Source organism: Ideonella sp. sgz306126 (assembly GCF_056032705.1).
On the sequence record NZ_JBVYWP010000001.1, the window covers coordinates 821,073 to 836,252 of the forward strand.

Consider the following 15,180-nt stretch of genomic DNA (forward strand, 5'->3'; position numbering starts at 1 on the left):
CCCCGTTTTCTCAACCTTGCTGGAGTGCCGACATGCCCCACCCTGCCCGTCATGTGTTCGTGTGCAACCAGCAGCGGCCGCCGGGCCACCCGCGTGGCAGTTGCCAGGCCCTGGGCTCGGGCCCGGTTCTGCAGGCCTTGTGGGCCGAGCAGCAAAAGCGCAATGCCTACGACAGGGTGGCCATCACCTACTCGGGCTGCCTGGGCCCCTGCGCGGGTGGCGTGAACATGGTGGTGTACCCCGAGGCCGTGCTGTACCAGGGGGTGACCGCGGCCGACGTGCCCGAGATCTTCGACCAGCACCTGGACCAGGGCGTCGTGGTGGAGCGGCTGAAAGCGCCTGCGACGGTGTGGTGACGGCGAGGCGCACGCAGGCCAGCGCCGGGCTGCTCCCGAGCGGTCTGCGCCCTCGCGCCGACGGTGGCTGCGGTCCTCCGCAGCCGGGTGCCCCGGCACCGGCGCGTTTTTTGCTGATGGACTCGGGACAACCCTGCCCCAGCCCCGACACCACCCGGGTCGGTGCCGTCCATGCACCAGCTCAAGGCCCGACGCACCGGCCGCGCTCCCAACCCGCCCCAGGAGGTGCACCGTGATCAGCCGCATCGCACAGGAGCGCTCCAGCCTGGAGCTCAGTACCGTTTACGAGGTGTGTCGAATCCTGGGTGATTCACTCGACATCCACCGCACCTTCCGCGCCGCGCTGAACACCTTGTCGGCCCAGATCGGCCTGGCGCGCGCCATGATCGTGCTGCCCGACACCGAAGACAGCATGCTCAAGGTGCACTCGGCCGTGGGCCTGAGCCAGGCCGAGGTCGAACGTGGCCGCTGGCACGACGGCGAGGGCGTGATCGGGCATGTGTACGGCACCGGCCTGCCGGTGGTGCTGACCAACGTCGAGCAGAGCGACGAGTTCATCGACCGCACCGGCGCCTTCGGTCCGCAGAAGGGGCGACGGCTGGCCTTCATCGTGGTGCCGCTGCGCGCCGACCAGCACACCGTGGGCGTGCTGGCCGCCCAGCGCGAGGTGGAAGGCGTCGCGCGTTTGTCCGACGACCAGCGCGTGCTGACCATGATCGCCACGCTGCTGGCCCAGCAGGTCACCTTGCACCATGCGGTGAGCGAGGAGCACCAACGCCTGCAGCTCGAAGCCACGCGGCTGCGCAAGGCGTTGACGCGCGAGCCGGCCCGCCGCCGCTACGCCCTGGACAACGTGGTGGGCCAGTCGCGCCAGATGCAGCGCGTGTTCGCCGAGGTGCATCAGGCCGCGCCGTCGCGCTCGACCGTGCTGCTGCGCGGCGAGAGCGGCACCGGCAAGGAGGAGATCGCCCGGGCGGTGCACTACCTCTCGCCGCGCAAGGACGCGCCCTTCATCAAGGTGAACTGCGCGGCGCTCACGGAGTCGCTGCTCGAATCCGAGTTGTTCGGCCACGAGAAAGGCGCTTTCACCGGCGCGGTGGGCGACCGCAAGGGCCGCTTCGAGCTGGCCAGCGGCGGCACCCTGTTCCTCGACGAGGTGGGCGACATCTCGCCCGCCTTCCAGGCCAAGCTGCTGCGCGTGCTGCAGGAGCGCGAATTCGAACGCGTGGGCGGAAGCCGCCCGGTGAAGGTGGACGTGCGTCTGATCTGCGCCACCAACCGGGACCTGGAACGCATGGTGCAGCGCGGCGAGTACCGGGCCGACCTGTACTACCGCATCAACGTGGTCAGCATCTTCCTGCCGCCGCTGCGCGAGCGCCGCGACGACATACCGCCGCTGGTGGCCCACTTCCTCGACCGCTACAACAAGGAAAACCGCAAGGCCCTGAAGGTGACGCCCGAGGCCATGGCGGTGCTGAGCAACTGCTACTGGCCGGGCAATGTGCGCGAGCTGCAGAACTGCATCGAGCGCACCGCCACCATGGTGGCGGGCGATCAGATCGGCGACCTGGCTTTCCCATGCAAGAGCAACCGCTGCCTCACGCAGACGCTGCACCACATCGACAAGGAAGACGCGGTGGCCGCAGCCACCGGCAGCACCATCCACTTCGCGGGCCGCTCGCACCACGAGGCCCCGGCACCCGTGCCTTCGGGGCACGATCACGACGATGACAGCGATGGCGACGAGGTGCTGCGCATCGGCCCCACCGCGCGACTGAGCGACGCCTCGGCCGTGCCCCCGCGCCAGTTCGGCCCCGAGCCACCCGAGGGCGAGCGCGACCGCCTGGTGTGGGCCATGGAGCAATGCGGCTGGGTGCAGGCCAAGGCCGCGCGGCTGCTGCGGGTGACTCCGAGGCAGCTGGGCTATGCGCTGCAGAAGCACCATATCGAGGTGCGCAAGCTCTGACCGAGACAAGGCCGCGAACCCCACGCACCGACGCCCCCCGGCAAGACGGGCCGGGGCCTCGACGACAGCTCTGGAGGTACCGCATGGCATCGCACCCAGCTTTCTGGCCTTGGCGCGCTCGTGGACGACGTTGCCTGCGCCTGCGCAGGGCATTTTCAGATGTGCTGCTGCGCTTGCACGACGAGCAGCGGCGCTCGCCCGTCGCCGCGACGGCCCACCGCTGACGCGCCAGCCGCGGCGTCTGCGCCCGGGCTTGTCGCTTTTGTCGTGACCGGCACAGCGCGACTGCGCTGACCCTACACAGCAAGTTGTTGATTCACAAGGGAATTCACGCTGGCACGGGTCTCGCAATGGGGCTTGCATTCGTCACCATGCGAGGTGCTCCATGTCAGGCCAGGCCACATTCGTTTCCATCGCCGATCTGAAGAAGGGTCGACAGGCGGTCAGTGAAGTCGCCCCTTCCAGCGGGGGTTGCGGCACCACCGGAGGCGAGGGCAAGGCAAGTTGCGGCTCGTCCGACGGCCAGGGCGACATGCCCGCCGAGATCTGGGACAAGGTCAAGAACCACCCCTGCTATTCGGAAGAGGCCCACCACCACTTCGCCCGCATGCACGTGGCCGTGGCCCCGGCCTGCAACATCCAGTGCAACTACTGCAATCGCAAGTACGACTGCAGCAATGAATCGCGCCCCGGCGTCGTGAGCCAGAAGCTCACGCCCGACCAGGCGGTGAAGAAGGTGCTGGCCGTGGCGAGCGAGATCCCGCAGATGACCGTGCTGGGCATCGCCGGCCCGGGCGACGCGCTGGCCAACCCGAAGAAGACCTTCGACACCATGCGCGCGCTGAGCGAGAAGGCGCCGGACATCAAGCTGTGCCTGTCCACCAACGGCCTGGCCCTGCCCGACCTGGTGGACGAGATCTGCAAGCACAACATCGACCACGTCACGATCACCATCAACATGGTGGACCCGGAGATCGGCGCCAAGATCTACCCCTGGATCTACTGGGACCATCGCCGCATCACCGGCGTGGAAGCCGCCCGCATCCTGCACCAGCGCCAGATGCTGGGCCTGGAGATGCTGACCGCGCGCGGCGTGCTCACCAAGATCAACTCGGTGCTGATCCCCGGCGTCAACGACCAGCACCTGATCGAGGTGAACCGCGAGGTCAAGAAGCGCGGCGCCTTCCTGCACAACATCATGCCGCTGATCTCGGAAGCCGAGCACGGCACCGTCTTCGGCCTGACCGGCCAGCGCGGCCCCACGGCGCAGGAGCTCAAGGCCGTGCAGGACGCCTGCATGGGCGGCGCGAACCTGATGCGGCATTGCCGGCAATGCCGCGCCGACGCGGTGGGCCTGCTGGGCGAAGACCGCAGCGACGAATTCACCCTCGACAAGATCGACGCCATGGGCGAGGTGGTGTACGACCTGGGCAAGCGTCAGGCCTACCAGGCCGCCGTGGAGCTGGAGCGCCAGTCGCAGCACCAGGCCAAGGTGGATGCGCTGGCCGCCCAGCTCGACCTCGACCACATCGACCCCGACATGAGCGTGCTGCTGGCGGTGGCCACCGAGGGCCATGGCAAGGTCAACCAGCACTTCGGCCACGCCACCGAGTTCCAGATCTTCCAGGTCTCGAAGGACCAGGCCATGTTCGTGGGTCACCGCCGCGTGGACCTCTACTGCCAGGGCGGCTACGGCGAGGACGAGCAGTTGCCCTCCATCGTCAAGGCCATCAACGACTGTCACGCGGTGCTGGTGGCCAAGATCGGCGCCTGCCCGCGTGACGAGCTCAAGGCCGCCGGCATCGAACCGGTGGAAGAGTACGCCCACGAGTACATCGAGAAGGCCGCGCTGCGCTGGTTCGCCGACTACCGCCAGCGCATCGCCAACGGTGAGCTGCGCCACGTGCCGCGCGGCGACGCCGCGATCCGCCAGGGCGCGCTCATCGGCGCTGCCGAAGCCGCCTGAACGTCATCCCCACCCAGACCAGGAGAACACCATGGCCCTGAAGATCATCGCCTCCACCTGCACAGGCTGCTCCGCCTGCGAGCCTGAGTGCCCCAACGTGGCCATCCGCGAGAAGGGCGGCACTTACATCATCGACCCCAACAAGTGCACCGAGTGCGTGGGCCAGTTCGACTCGCCGCAGTGCGTGGCCGTGTGTCCGGTGGACGGCTGCATCAAGAAGGCCTGAGGACAGGGGCCCCCGGCGTCGGCCGCGCCCCGCGTTGATAACCGTCGAAGCGAGTATCCAATGATTCTTCCCAACGTCACCGTCACCCCGGCTGCGGCCAGGTTCATGCGCCGCATGGTGCGCTTCTCCGAGCACCCCGCCGGGGGTTTTCGCCTCAGCGTCACGCCCGGCGGCTGCTCGGGCTACAGCTCGGAGTTCACCGTGCAGGCGGCCCCGCTGGCCGGCGACGCCGAGCTCGCGGTGGGCGACGTGCGGGTGTTCCTGCCGGCAGAGAGCCGTCTGGTGCTCGACGGCGTCACGGTGGACTTCGCCGAAAGCCCGACGCAGTCGGGTCTGACCTTCTTCAACCCGTCGGCCGGGCCCTGCGCCTGCAGCAGCTCGGGCGACGTGGCCAGGCCCGCCGAAGCCATGGTGTCGCTGGCCTCGCTCAAGCGGCACTGAGAGCGGTGGGCATGGTCGAATTCGACGATGCGGTGCTGGGCCTGGGGCTGCCCGCCCTGGCCGAGGCCGCCCTGCGCGAGGCCGGTGAGCAGCGCGGCGACGAACCCCGAGCCATGGCCGCGCTGGTGCGGGCGCAGATGCTGGCCCCCGAACACCCGGCCGTGCTCATCGCCCTGTACCGCCACCACTTCTACGGCCACCGCATGGGGCCGGCGCGCGACGTGGCCCGGCGGGCCCTGCACATCGGCGCGCGCGCGCTGGGCCTGCCCGCCCTCTGGCGCGAGGTGCCGCGCCAGCCCCTGGCCGGCGCCAAGGAAGACGCGGCGGTGCGCTTCTACCTCTTCACGCTCAAGGGCTATGCCTACCTCAGCCTGCGGCTGGACGACGACACCGAGGCCCGCGATGCGCTGGCCTTGCTGCGCCACCTGGACCCGGACGACGCCGTGGGCGGTGCGCTGATCGAGGCGGTGCGCCAGCGTGCGCTGGTGGGCGAGCCCGACGACGACGCCAGCGCCTCGCCGGATGTGTTTGGCGCCGCGGCCTGGGCCCGATTGGCCCCGGCCTGAGAAGAGCCGACCCGCCATGCCCGCCGCCCCTCCCCAGGCCCCGGTGCAGGTGCGCGCGCCCAGCGGCGACATTCCCGTCGTCAACTGGCTGGGCCAGCCGGTGAGTTGCGCGGCTTGCCTGCACCAGCACGCGCGCGCCCAGCTCGGCTGCGAGCCCGGCCACAGCTGCATGCAGGACGCCTACGCGCGCCGCATCGATCGCTTCTTCCACCAGCACCCCGAGCTGGCGATGCAGCACCTGACACACCCGTACTTCGAGGTGCGCGCCATCGCCGCGCGCCATGCGGATCTGTTCCACCTGAACGGGATGCGCAACGACCCCGACGAAACCGTGCGCATGCAGGTGGCGCTGCGGCTGCCACCGCGCCTGCTGACCACGTTGTGCGACGACCCGCACCGCGAGGTGCGCATCCGCGTGGCCCAGCGCCTGGACGTCGATCAGCTCAGCCGCCTGCTGCACGACACCGACTACCAAGTGCGCGCCACCGTGGCCCAGCGCCTGCCGCTGGCCTTGCTGCCGCTGCTGGCCGCCGACCCCGACGAGCAGGTGCGCTGCGTGGTGGCCGAACGGCTGGACATGCCCGGCCTGTGGCGCCTGGCGCACGACGACTCGCCCAGGGTGCGACGCCTGGTGGCCGAGCGAGCCCCCGTGCCAATGCTTGGCCCGTTGGCCGCCGACACGGACTGGGGCGTGCGCTGGCAGGTGGCCGGCCGCGCCGACCCGGCCTCCCAGGCAGCCCTGCTGCGCACCCTCGCGCGCGACCCCGACCCCGAGGTGCGCGCCTTGGCCGATCAGCGGCTGGCGACCGCCCCGCCGCTCTTGCACGAGGTACTCCGCCATGGCTGACATCGCCCGCGACGACGACGCCATCGAGATCGCGCTGCCGCCCCGCTTCGAGATGGGCGAGCGCGTGGTCAGTCGCAGCGTGGTGCGCAACGACGGGACCTACAACGGCAAGGACATCGGCGACGTGCTGGTGAACCGCGGCGACATCGGCTACGTGCGCTCCATCGGCACCTTCCTGCAGCAGTTCTACATCTACGCGGTGGAATTCGTGGACAGCGGCCACCAGGTGGGCATGCGCGCCAAGGAGCTGTGCACGCTGGACAAGCTGCCCGACGAGGTGCTGGCCCGACTGGGCGAGCGCGCCCGCACCCTGCAGCTGATGCGCTGAAGCCCGGAGGAACACCCATGATGGAACCCCGCACCGCCCGCTACGAATGGGGCCAGCGCGTGCGCGCCGCGACCGACCTGCACAACGACGGCAGCTACCCCGATGCCGAGGAAGGCGCCCTGCTGGTGCCCGCCGGGGGCCTGGGCGAGATCGTGCAGATCGGCCACCACACCGAGGCCAACGTGCCCGTCTACCTGGTCGAGTTCGACGGTCGGGTGCTGGGCTGCCTGGAAGAAGAGATCGCGCTGGCCACGCCGGGTCTGCACACCGCCACCGGGGCCGCGGGTCGCCGATGAACACCACCCGGCGCCCCGATGCCGGCAGCCCGGGCAGCGGCCAATGGGTGGGCAGCCATGTGTACGTGCTGGACCGCGTGCGCATCGAAGTCGCCCTGGAGGCCCGCGGCCGCTACAAGTACGTGCACCCCCGCGTGCTGCGCGAAGGCCTGGGCTGGAAGGTGGTGAGCCCCAACTGCTCCCGCAACATCAGCCCCGAGGGCGGCGAGATCGACATCGCTTGGCTGGTGCCCACGCAGACCCCGGCCGCCGGCCTGCCCGGCGGCTGGCTGCTGCACGCGCGCGACCACGCCCGGGGCTGCTGGGTGCTCACGCTGCGCGCGCCCACGCTGGCCGCCGCGCTGGCGCGCCTAGTGGCCGACCCGCTGCGGGAGTACTGGCAATGAGCGTGGACGACATGATCTATCTGGATCACAACGCGACGACCCGGCCCGCGCCGCAGGTGGTGCAGGAAATGCTGGACGCGCTGACCCGCGTGTGGGCCAACCCTTCGTCGGTGCATGGCCCCGGTCAGACCGCGCGCCGGCTGCTGGCGGACGCGCGAGCGCGGGTCTCGGCTTTCATCGGTTGCCTGCCGGCCGAGCTGGTGTTCACCAGCGGCGCGACCGAGGCCAACCACATCGCCGTGCTGGGCGCACTGGCGCGCGGCCGGACGTTGGGTCGCACGCGACTGGTGCTGTCGGCCGTGGAACACCCGGGCCTGCTGGCGCTGGCCCGCCGGTTGCATGCCGAAGGCACGCCGGTGGACCTGATCCCGGTACGCGCCGACGGCCAGCTGGACCTGGCCGCAGCCCGCCGCCTGATCGGTTCGGACGTGGCCCTGCTCAGCGTGATGGGTGCCAACAACGAGACCGGCGTGCTGATGCCGCTGGCCGAGCTGGCCGCGCTGGCCCGCGGACACGGCGTGCCCTTCCATGTGGACGCCACGCAGCTGGCGGGCAAGCACGCGCTGCGCTTTGACGCCAGCGGCGCTGACCTGTGGTCGCTCTCGGCGCACAAGCTGCAGGGCCCCAAGGGGGTGGGTGCGCTGGCGCTGAGGAAGGGCCTGGCCTGGCCTGAGGCGCAAGCCGGCCGGCAAGAGCGCGGCCGCCGCGGCGGCACCGAGAACCTGCCCGGCATCGCGGGCTTTGCGGCGGCGGCCGACAGCACCGCCGCCACGCTGGGCGACGACCTCGTCCGCATGCGGGCCCTGCGCCAGCAGCTGGAAGACGGCTTGCGTGCCCTGCATCCGGCCGTGGTGCTGGTGGCCGCCGACGCCCCGCGCCTGCCCAACACCGTGTGCCTGCGCTTTGGCCTGCTGGACGCCGAGCAGGTGCTGGGCAGGCTGGAGCGCGCCGGCGTGGTCGCCAGCAGCGGCGCAGCCTGCAGTGCCGGCGGCACCCAGCCCTCGCACGTGTTGCTGGCCATGGGCGCCAGCGCCGAGCAGGCCAAGGCCGCCGTGCGCCTGTCGCTGGGCCGCGAGACCACGGCCGGCGACATCGCCCAGGCGCTGAATGCCGTTCGCCGCGCCGTGTTGCCCCTGCTGCAGGCCGAGCGCCACGCTGTCACCGCCTGAGTCCGCCAGTTTCACCCTTGGAGCCCCGATGAAAGTCATGATCCGCCGATCGCACGCCGGCATCCTCTCGCTGTACGTGCCGAAAAAGGACCTGGAAGAGCCCATCGTCGCGCAGGAGAGGCCGGGGTTGTGGGGTGGCAAGGTCACGCTGGGCAACGACTGGGTCATGGCCCTGCCCGAGATGCCCGAGGGCACCACGCTGCCGATCACGGTGGAAGCGCGCCGCATCTCGGGGGAGGTATGAGCAACACCGCCACCGCGCCGCTGGCGGCCTCGTTGGATGAAGCGATCGCGCTGGCCGACAGCGCCAGCAGCGTGCGCGAAGCCGCGCTGCTGCTGCGCAAACGCTACGCGCCGCTGAAGGTGGTGGTGGTGGATGCGTTCGACATGCGCGACGACGCACCGGCCGCCATGGGCGCCAGACGCATGGTTTGGGGGGCTGCCAGCGACGGGCACTGCTGGCGGGTGACGGCCGACCTGGGCACCGTGGCCGGCCTGTACCTGGCCGACAAGGAGTGATGCGATGAGCGCCGCAGATCCGGACTGGTCTGCCGCCTTGGCGGGAACGACGGAGGAGGCCGTCGCCCCCGTCTCGTCCGGCGCGGCCACGCAGGCGGGGAGCAAGCCCGTCCCCGGCGGCGCGGCCGAAGGCAGCCACGCCGATGATGCGATCGGCCCCGACGGCCTGGTGGCCGACGAGCGGCCCGAGCACGACGCGCTGCTGAGCGACGACTGGATCGCCCTCTCCGACCCCGACCTGTCGGGCCTGGAGCTGCAGCTGGTGCAAACGGCGATGAGCGGCTCGCGCCTCACCTACGGCCCCATGGTGGCGCGCTTCGAGGCTTCGTTCGCCCGCTACCTGGGCCGCGCGCACGCGGTCTCGGTGGCGAGCGGCACACTCGCCACCTGGTTGGCGCTGCGCGCACTGGGCATCCGCCCGGGCGACGAGGTGATCGCCTCGCCGCACGGCTGGCATCAGGTGGCCCAGGCGGTGACGCTGGCGGGTGCCACGCTGGTTTTCAGCGACATCAACTACTGGACGGGCTGCCTGGACCCGGTGCGCGCCGCAGCCAAGGTCACGCCCGCCACCAAGGCCATCCTGGCAGGCAACGTGAATGGCCACCCGGCAGCCTGGGCGCCGCTGCGCGCGCTGGCCGCCGCGCGCGGCATCGCGCTGATCGAAGATTCCACCGAGGCCATCGGCTCGCGCTACCAGGGCCGCCTGGTGGGAAGCTTCGGCGACCTGTCCATTTTCGATTTCTCGCAGCCCAGCGCCCTGGCCTGCGGCGATGGCGCCATGGTGGTGACCGACGACGATCGCCTGGCGATCGAGCTGCGCTACCTGCGCCAACGTTCGGTGAAGGACCGCAACGCCATCTCGGTGGGTGCGCGCGTGCCGTTGCAGGCCGGTATCAGCGAGCTCAGCGCGGCCATGGGTGTGGGCCAGCTCGCCCGGGTCGACGAGCTGCTGGCCCGGCGCAAGGAGATCGAGGCGATCTACCTGGCCGAGATGAGCAGCTTCGAAGGCATCAAGCCGCCCTACATCGGGCAGGACGTGGACGAGGTGCACTTCATGGTCTGGCTGGTGCACCTGGGCACACGCTTCACCGCCAGCGCGCGCAAGCAGATCGTCGAGGACATGGCGGCGAACTTCATCGAGACGGCACCCTACTGCAAGCCGCTTCACCAGCAGTTCCACTACCAGCAGCGGGGTTGGCGACGCGGTCAGCTGCCACTGGCCGAGCGCATCGGCGACCGCGCTCTGGCCCTGCCCTTCCACGCCGGCCTGCGTGAGGACGAGATCCGCTTCCTGGTGGGCACGCTCAAGGACGCCGCCACCAACGTCGGCGCCGGCGCCGCCATCTACTGAGACAGGCAAGGAAGACCATGAGTCACACCACGCTCGACCACCTGCCAGACGCCCTGACCGAGGGCCTGCTGGCCGGCACGCTGGCGCCCTACCTGGGCCCCGAACTGCTGGCGCTGTGCCCGCCGCACGCCGTACCCGCCGACCCGCAGGCCCTGGCCGGCCTGCTCACCGCCAAGAACAGCGTGCCGGGCAAGATCAAGCACCGGCTCACGCAAGCGGCGCAGTTCATCGAGAACTTCAAGCACCGCAAGACGCTCGTGGCGGGCATGAACGCGGCCTTCATCGCGCAGGCCGAGCCCTCGGCCTTGCACCGCTGGATTGCCACGCTGCCCGCGCCGCTCATCGTCGCCAGCTGGTACGACGACACGATGCGCACCGCGCTGCTGGATGCACGCGGCGCAGGGCGAGAAGCGACAGGGAGCGCCATGTCATGGGCCGAAGTGCAGGGCCTGTCGCAAAGCGAACACTTCGGCAGCTGGACGGGCTGGTACGCACCCGACGGCGCGCCGCTGGCCGACACGCCTGCGCCCGCCACCGTGCTCTACAAGCCTTGGGGTGGCCACGCGCCGGCCGGCAACTACCTGGTGTCGGACTCCGACTACGTGGAAGTGCTGACCGAGATCGACATCCAGACACCCATCCCCGCCATCGTGCAGGAGCGCCGCACGTCGCTGGGCTTCGTGTTCCTGGGCTGCCGCTTCAACGACCAGCTGCCGCGCAGCTTTGCGCGCCAGATCATGAAGCGATCGAGCGGCCCGCACTACGCCGTGATGAGCGAAGCCCCCACCCGCATGGAAGCCCGCTTCTTCGAAGAGCAGGGCATCACCCAGATCCAGCTGCCGCTGGCCGACGTGGCCGCCCGGCTCACGGTCGGCCAGCCCGCGGTCGCCTGAAGCCCTTCCCCTTCCCTCACCGAGAGCCTCACCATGACCATGCTCACCATCCTGCCCGCCAACGTCACCGTGGAGGTGGCCGCCGGCACCAACCTGCTGCGCGCCGTCCTCGACGCCGGCCAGGCCCTTGTCACCAAGTGTGGCGGCAAGGCCAGCTGTGGCGGCTGCCACATTTTCCTCACCGGTGGCCGCAAGGGCATCTCGAAGATGACGCCCGAAGAAAACGCCAAGCTCGACACCATCGTCGGCGTGGGCAGCAAGTCGCGCCTGGCTTGCCAGATGACCATCCTGGGTACCGAGCCGGTGACCGTGGAACTGCTGGGCGCGCTGAGCGGCTGAGCCCAGGCACGGCATGTACGCCCGCGCCCTGTTCGACATCGTCCACACCCATGGCGACAGCGCCTTGCGACTGATCGCCGAGCTGCAAGGCGGCGCCGACGAATTCTTCGCCAGCGCCAACTCCCAAGCCGCCGTGGAGGACCACCTGCTGCACGTGGCCCGCACGCTGGAGCACATGCCGCCGGTGGTGATGCTGCGCCTGGTTCAGGTGGACTGGGTGGGCTGGGCCGCCCTGCACAGCGCCCTGCGGCAGCGGATCGAGCCGCGTCGCGACATCGTCTGGTACGGCCTGACCGGGCTGCTGCCCGCCACGCTCGTTCTGCTGGATGGCCTGCGGGCGCGCGAGCCCGAGTGGTTCGACATCGCCTACTGAGTATGCCGGCTTCGATGCCCCCCGACCCGTGCCCATGATCGAAGCCGCCATGCTGGACCTCGTGCGCCACTGCGGTGAGGGCGTGCTCGTCCTCACCGAGGGACTGGACGAGCCCGAACTGCTGCGTTCGCGCCTGACGCGCGGAGAAGCGCAGCGCCAGCTGGCCCTGATGGCCGGCACGCTGGGCGCACTGTCGGACGAGGTGCGCGCAGCGCTGCCCGAGATCGACTGGACCGGGTGGACGGCCACGGGCACGGCACTGGGCCGGGCCGGTGCCGACTGCGATGACGCCCTTTGGTTCGCCGTGGAGTCGTTGGTGCCAGCCACGCTGCTGTGGCTGCGGGTCTACCGCCAGGCCCGGCCCGAGCTGTTTGCCTTCAAGCCCTGAGCCCATGGACACCCGTGCCCCTGCCTGGCGCGGCGCAGCCGCTTTCTTCGGCCACCTGCACCAGGCCGACACCGCCACGCCCGCCCTGGTGCCGGCGCTGACTCGCCAGGCCTTCGACACCTTTGCGGACAACGTGGTCCCGCAGTGCGAGGGCGAACCGCCTCTGGCTGGCCTGCCGGGGCCATGCCTCGCACGACGTGAAGGCCTGCGTGGCGGCAGCCGGGGGGCGCCAGCCCTCAGACCCGCTTGCCCTTGAGCAGCCGCGCCCGTTCGCCGGGCGTGTAGTGGTTGAAATGGCCTTGCGCGTCGGCCGCCCGGCGGTTGGAGAGGCGAATGGATTCGATCTTGCCGGCCGGGGCGATGCGGGAGACGGTCTTTTCCACCGTGGTGCTGCCGCATCGCGGGCAGGTAGCCGGGTTGCTGGCCCGCACGAGTTGCTCGAAGTCGAGCTGGCATTGGGGACAGTGGAAGTCAAACAGCGGCATGAAGGTCTCCCGGTGTGGGGCAGTGTTCGGTGGACGAGGCGCAGCCTTCCAGGCTGGTGCGGGCGGTGGCGGCCAGAGCCAGGCCGACCCAGGCGGCCACCGCTGCGGTGTCAAAGCCCACGTGTCGGCTGCCGTCTTCGGTGCGATGCATCAACGGGCGACGGATCAGCAGCGGATCGCCGAGCAGCAACATCAGCGCATGGTCGGGGCCCAGGTGCTCAGGCTGCACCTCGCCGCCCTTCACGCGCGGTGCGGCGCGGTTGAACCACTGGTCCACCGGCAGGGGCGCCAGGTAGGCGAGCAGGCCCTCGGCCGTCCAGGGTTCGGCCAGCAAGCTGCGTACCTCCAGCCTGTGTCCGGCAGCCAGCAAAGCAGCGCGCTGGCGGGCGTTGCCTGCGCAGCCCGGCTTCTCGTAGAAGACGATGTGGCTCATGGTTCGGGCAGCCGGGATGCGGCCGGGTTGACGCTGGCCGAAAGGGTCAGCAAGGCAGCGGTCTGTTCGGTGATCGCGCGCACCGTGGCCGGCTGCAGGCGACTCAGCCAGCGCAGGGGCAATGAGTGCGCACCGCAGCGCGCGCCGGCCAACATGCCCACCAGCGCGCCGGTGGTGTCGGCGTCGTCGCCTTGGTTCACGGTGGCCACCAGCACCGCCTCGAAGTCGTCGTACCGGGTGTAGTGGTGCAACACGGTCTGCACCGTGTCCACCACGTAGGCGGTGGCCCGGCCACGGTACGGCGTGTAGACAAAGGCCCGGTGCTGCTGCACCCAGCCCAACACCCAGTGCAGGCTTTGGCCGTAGCTAGCCCCGCGCAGCAGCAGCCGCGTGAGCTGGCCCAGGCCCAGCGTGGCCGCGTCCGAGAGCGGGTGATGGTGCGTCAGCCGGGCCTGGGCGATGGCGAGGCGCTCGAAGGCGGCCTCGTCGTTCAGCGTGGCCAGCACCACGGGAAGGTTTCGCATGGCGGCGCCGTTGCCGGCGTCGCCTTCGTTCGGCGGCGCAGCCAGCGTGCCTTCGGTCATGTAGCGCAGGATGCCGCGGCGGCAGGTGTTGCCGCAGTCCACCGGCTTGCCACGCCACCAGCGCACCAGGGCGTCGCCCATGGTGCGCACCAGACCGTCCTCACCTTCGGCATGACGGCGCAGTGCGGCCTGCCCGCCTTGCAGCAGGGCTTCGCCCAGGGCCAGGCTCATGGTGGTGTCGTCGGTGACCTGGCCGCGCGCCAGCTTGAGCCAGCCGCCGCCCTGCATCTCGCGGTGCACGCCGTACTGGGCCTGGATCTCGCGCGGGCGCATGAACTCCACCGTGGCGCCCAGCGCGTCGCCGATGGCCAGACCCAGGTAGGCGCCCAGCGCGCGGTCGAAGAGCGCGCACATGTCCGCCTCGGTGCGGTCAGAGAGCACCCCTATGTCCGCCGCTGCGCGGTCGAACCGGCGGCTCTGCTCAGACATAGGCAGCCTCCACCTCGTACTCACCACCCAGGGCCAGCACCTCCTGCTCTCCCTGCAACACCTGGCCGGGCAGCAGACCGGGCAGCAGCAGCAACTTGCTGCGCGGAACCTGCACGGCAAAGATCCAATCGCCGAAGCAGCCGGCCTCGGCGCGCGAGAGGCTGAACGACGCGATGCTGTTGAAGCGCATGCGGCAGCGGCGCTCGCGCAGCTGGCCGCCAGTCAGCTGCTCTTCGCAGCGCGTGCTGCCGCGCCAGAGCTGCACGTGGGTGGCGCTGTGCTCGCCCACGGTGGGCAGCGTGTGGCGCTGCTGTGCCCATTGGCAGAACTCGTACACCAGGTCGAGTTGCTGGTGGATGCAGTTGTTGTGGAAGCGACTGGCGGTCTTTTCTCCGAGGTAACCGACCCAGGCTGGCGAGGGAAAGCGCCCCAGCGGCGCCTTGTGGAACAGCGGCACCATGCCGAAGCGGCTTTCCACCCAGCCCTTCAGCACTGCGCCCGCCGCGCCGTTGGCGTCCATGCCCCAGCCCTGCAGCAGCTTGCGCCAGCTGCTGCGCCAGCGCCGCTGTTCGGCCTGGCCCAGTGTGGCCAATTCGTCGGCGCCTGGCGGGCGCAGCCCGAAGGCGATGGACAGGTAGTGCACGAACATCTCGCGCGCCTCGTTCAGGTCAGCGCTGCGCTCCAGCAGTGCGAACAGGCCCGGCTGGGCCTCTCGCGTGCCAGCGATGTGCAGCGCCACCGGGTGGGCATTGAACTCGGCGCTGGCCAGCACCGGAGCGGGCACACCCACCAGGTTGGTGCTGTACCAGTGCGGGGGCTGGTCGGGCGCATCGCTCATC

The 15,180-nt window shown here is 70.4% G+C and carries 22 protein-coding genes; 18 read left to right on the forward strand and 4 right to left on the reverse strand.

Features of this window, described 5'->3' with window-relative positions; genetic code table 11:
* Nucleotides 1–32 precede the first annotated feature (32 nt).
* From AC0N04_RS03795 to AC0N04_RS03880, 18 genes are all read left to right on the forward strand, one after another.
* Nucleotides 33–356: a (2Fe-2S) ferredoxin domain-containing protein gene (locus tag AC0N04_RS03795; RefSeq protein ID WP_474278770.1), complete on the forward strand. Its 324-nt coding sequence runs from the start codon at nt 33–35 to the stop codon at nt 354–356.
* Between the two features lie 232 nt (nt 357–588).
* Nucleotides 589–2,322: a nif-specific transcriptional activator NifA gene (gene nifA, locus AC0N04_RS03800; protein ID WP_474278772.1), complete on the forward strand. Its 1,734-nt coding sequence runs from the start codon at nt 589–591 to the stop codon at nt 2,320–2,322.
* 385 nt (nt 2,323–2,707) lie between these two features.
* Nucleotides 2,708–4,288 (forward strand): nitrogenase cofactor biosynthesis protein NifB, encoded by a 1,581-nt coding sequence (nifB, locus tag AC0N04_RS03805; RefSeq protein WP_474278774.1) that lies wholly within the window; start codon nt 2,708–2,710, stop codon nt 4,286–4,288.
* Nucleotides 4,289–4,319: 31 nt separating this feature from the next.
* Nucleotides 4,320–4,514: a 4Fe-4S binding protein gene (locus AC0N04_RS03810; RefSeq protein WP_474278776.1), complete on the forward strand. Its 195-nt coding sequence runs from the start codon at nt 4,320–4,322 to the stop codon at nt 4,512–4,514.
* 60 nt (nt 4,515–4,574) lie between these two features.
* Nucleotides 4,575–4,955, forward strand: coding sequence for a HesB/IscA family protein (locus tag AC0N04_RS03815; protein ID WP_474278778.1), 381 nt, complete (start codon nt 4,575–4,577; stop codon nt 4,953–4,955).
* Nucleotides 4,956–4,966: 11 nt separating this feature from the next.
* Nucleotides 4,967–5,521, forward strand: coding sequence for a hypothetical protein (locus AC0N04_RS03820; protein WP_474278780.1), 555 nt, complete (start codon nt 4,967–4,969; stop codon nt 5,519–5,521).
* 16 nt (nt 5,522–5,537) lie between these two features.
* Nucleotides 5,538–6,368, forward strand: a complete 831-nt coding sequence (locus AC0N04_RS03825; protein WP_474278782.1) for a 4Fe4S-binding leucine-rich repeat protein — start codon at nt 5,538–5,540, stop codon at nt 6,366–6,368.
* Entirely contained in the window at nt 6,361–6,696 is a 336-nt protein-coding gene (locus AC0N04_RS03830; protein ID WP_474278784.1) for a nitrogen fixation protein NifZ, read from the forward strand. Before AC0N04_RS03825 ends, AC0N04_RS03830 begins: the two co-directional genes overlap by 8 nt.
* Before the next feature lie 17 nt (nt 6,697–6,713).
* A complete protein-coding gene (locus AC0N04_RS03835) occupies nt 6,714–6,992 on the forward strand; it encodes a nitrogen fixation protein NifZ (RefSeq protein ID WP_474278786.1) in 279 nt (92 codons plus the stop codon).
* Entirely contained in the window at nt 6,989–7,378 is a 390-nt protein-coding gene (locus AC0N04_RS03840) for a DUF3024 domain-containing protein (protein WP_474278788.1), read from the forward strand. The genes AC0N04_RS03835 and AC0N04_RS03840 overlap by 4 nt, the downstream gene beginning before the upstream one ends.
* 11 nt (nt 7,379–7,389) lie before the next feature.
* The gene (locus AC0N04_RS03845; protein ID WP_474279062.1) at nt 7,390–8,547 is read left to right on the forward strand and encodes a cysteine desulfurase family protein; all 1,158 of its coding nucleotides are present in this window, start codon (nt 7,390–7,392) and stop codon (nt 8,545–8,547) included.
* A 28-nt stretch (nt 8,548–8,575) separates the two neighbouring features.
* Nucleotides 8,576–8,791: a putative nitrogen fixation protein NifT gene (gene nifT / locus AC0N04_RS03850; protein ID WP_474278790.1), complete on the forward strand. Its 216-nt coding sequence runs from the start codon at nt 8,576–8,578 to the stop codon at nt 8,789–8,791.
* The gene (locus tag AC0N04_RS03855) at nt 8,788–9,066 is read left to right on the forward strand and encodes a hypothetical protein (RefSeq protein WP_474278792.1); all 279 of its coding nucleotides are present in this window, start codon (nt 8,788–8,790) and stop codon (nt 9,064–9,066) included. The genes nifT and AC0N04_RS03855 overlap by 4 nt, the downstream gene beginning before the upstream one ends.
* A 202-nt stretch (nt 9,067–9,268) precedes the next feature.
* Nucleotides 9,269–10,417, forward strand: coding sequence for a DegT/DnrJ/EryC1/StrS family aminotransferase (locus tag AC0N04_RS03860; RefSeq protein WP_474279064.1), 1,149 nt, complete (start codon nt 9,269–9,271; stop codon nt 10,415–10,417).
* A gap of 17 nt (nt 10,418–10,434) precedes the next feature.
* Nucleotides 10,435–11,310 carry an SIR2 family NAD-dependent protein deacylase gene (locus AC0N04_RS03865; protein ID WP_474278794.1) on the forward strand — a complete coding sequence of 292 codons (876 nt, stop codon included), beginning with the start codon at nt 10,435–10,437 and terminating at the stop codon, nt 11,308–11,310.
* Nucleotides 11,311–11,343: 33 nt separating this feature from the next.
* A complete protein-coding gene (locus AC0N04_RS03870; RefSeq protein WP_474278796.1) occupies nt 11,344–11,649 on the forward strand; it encodes a 2Fe-2S iron-sulfur cluster-binding protein in 306 nt (101 codons plus the stop codon).
* Nucleotides 11,650–11,662: 13 nt separating this feature from the next.
* Nucleotides 11,663–12,022 (forward strand): hypothetical protein, encoded by a 360-nt coding sequence (locus AC0N04_RS03875; RefSeq protein WP_474278798.1) that lies wholly within the window; start codon nt 11,663–11,665, stop codon nt 12,020–12,022.
* 34 nt (nt 12,023–12,056) lie between these two features.
* Complete coding sequence (locus AC0N04_RS03880) at nt 12,057–12,410, forward strand: hypothetical protein (RefSeq protein ID WP_474278800.1); 354 nt, start codon at nt 12,057–12,059, stop codon at nt 12,408–12,410.
* A 236-nt stretch (nt 12,411–12,646) separates the two neighbouring features.
* Here the strand turns inward: AC0N04_RS03880 and AC0N04_RS03885 are convergent, their stop codons facing one another.
* From AC0N04_RS03885 to AC0N04_RS03900, 4 genes are read right to left on the reverse strand one after another with little or no spacing between them, the layout of a single operon-like run.
* Entirely contained in the window at nt 12,647–12,895 is a 249-nt protein-coding gene (locus AC0N04_RS03885) for an FmdB family zinc ribbon protein (protein WP_474278803.1), read from the reverse strand.
* A complete protein-coding gene (locus AC0N04_RS03890; protein ID WP_474278805.1) occupies nt 12,882–13,328 on the reverse strand; it encodes a thioredoxin domain-containing protein in 447 nt (148 codons plus the stop codon). Before AC0N04_RS03890 ends, AC0N04_RS03885 begins: the two co-directional genes overlap by 14 nt.
* The gene (draG, locus tag AC0N04_RS03895) at nt 13,325–14,293 is read right to left on the reverse strand and encodes an ADP-ribosyl-[dinitrogen reductase] hydrolase (RefSeq protein ID WP_474278807.1); all 969 of its coding nucleotides are present in this window, start codon (nt 14,291–14,293) and stop codon (nt 13,325–13,327) included. The genes AC0N04_RS03890 and draG overlap by 4 nt, the downstream gene beginning before the upstream one ends.
* A gap of 40 nt (nt 14,294–14,333) precedes the next feature.
* Nucleotides 14,334–15,179, reverse strand: coding sequence for an NAD(+)--dinitrogen-reductase ADP-D-ribosyltransferase (locus AC0N04_RS03900; RefSeq protein WP_474278809.1), 846 nt, complete (start codon nt 15,177–15,179; stop codon nt 14,334–14,336).
* Nucleotide 15,180 lies beyond the last annotated feature (1 nt).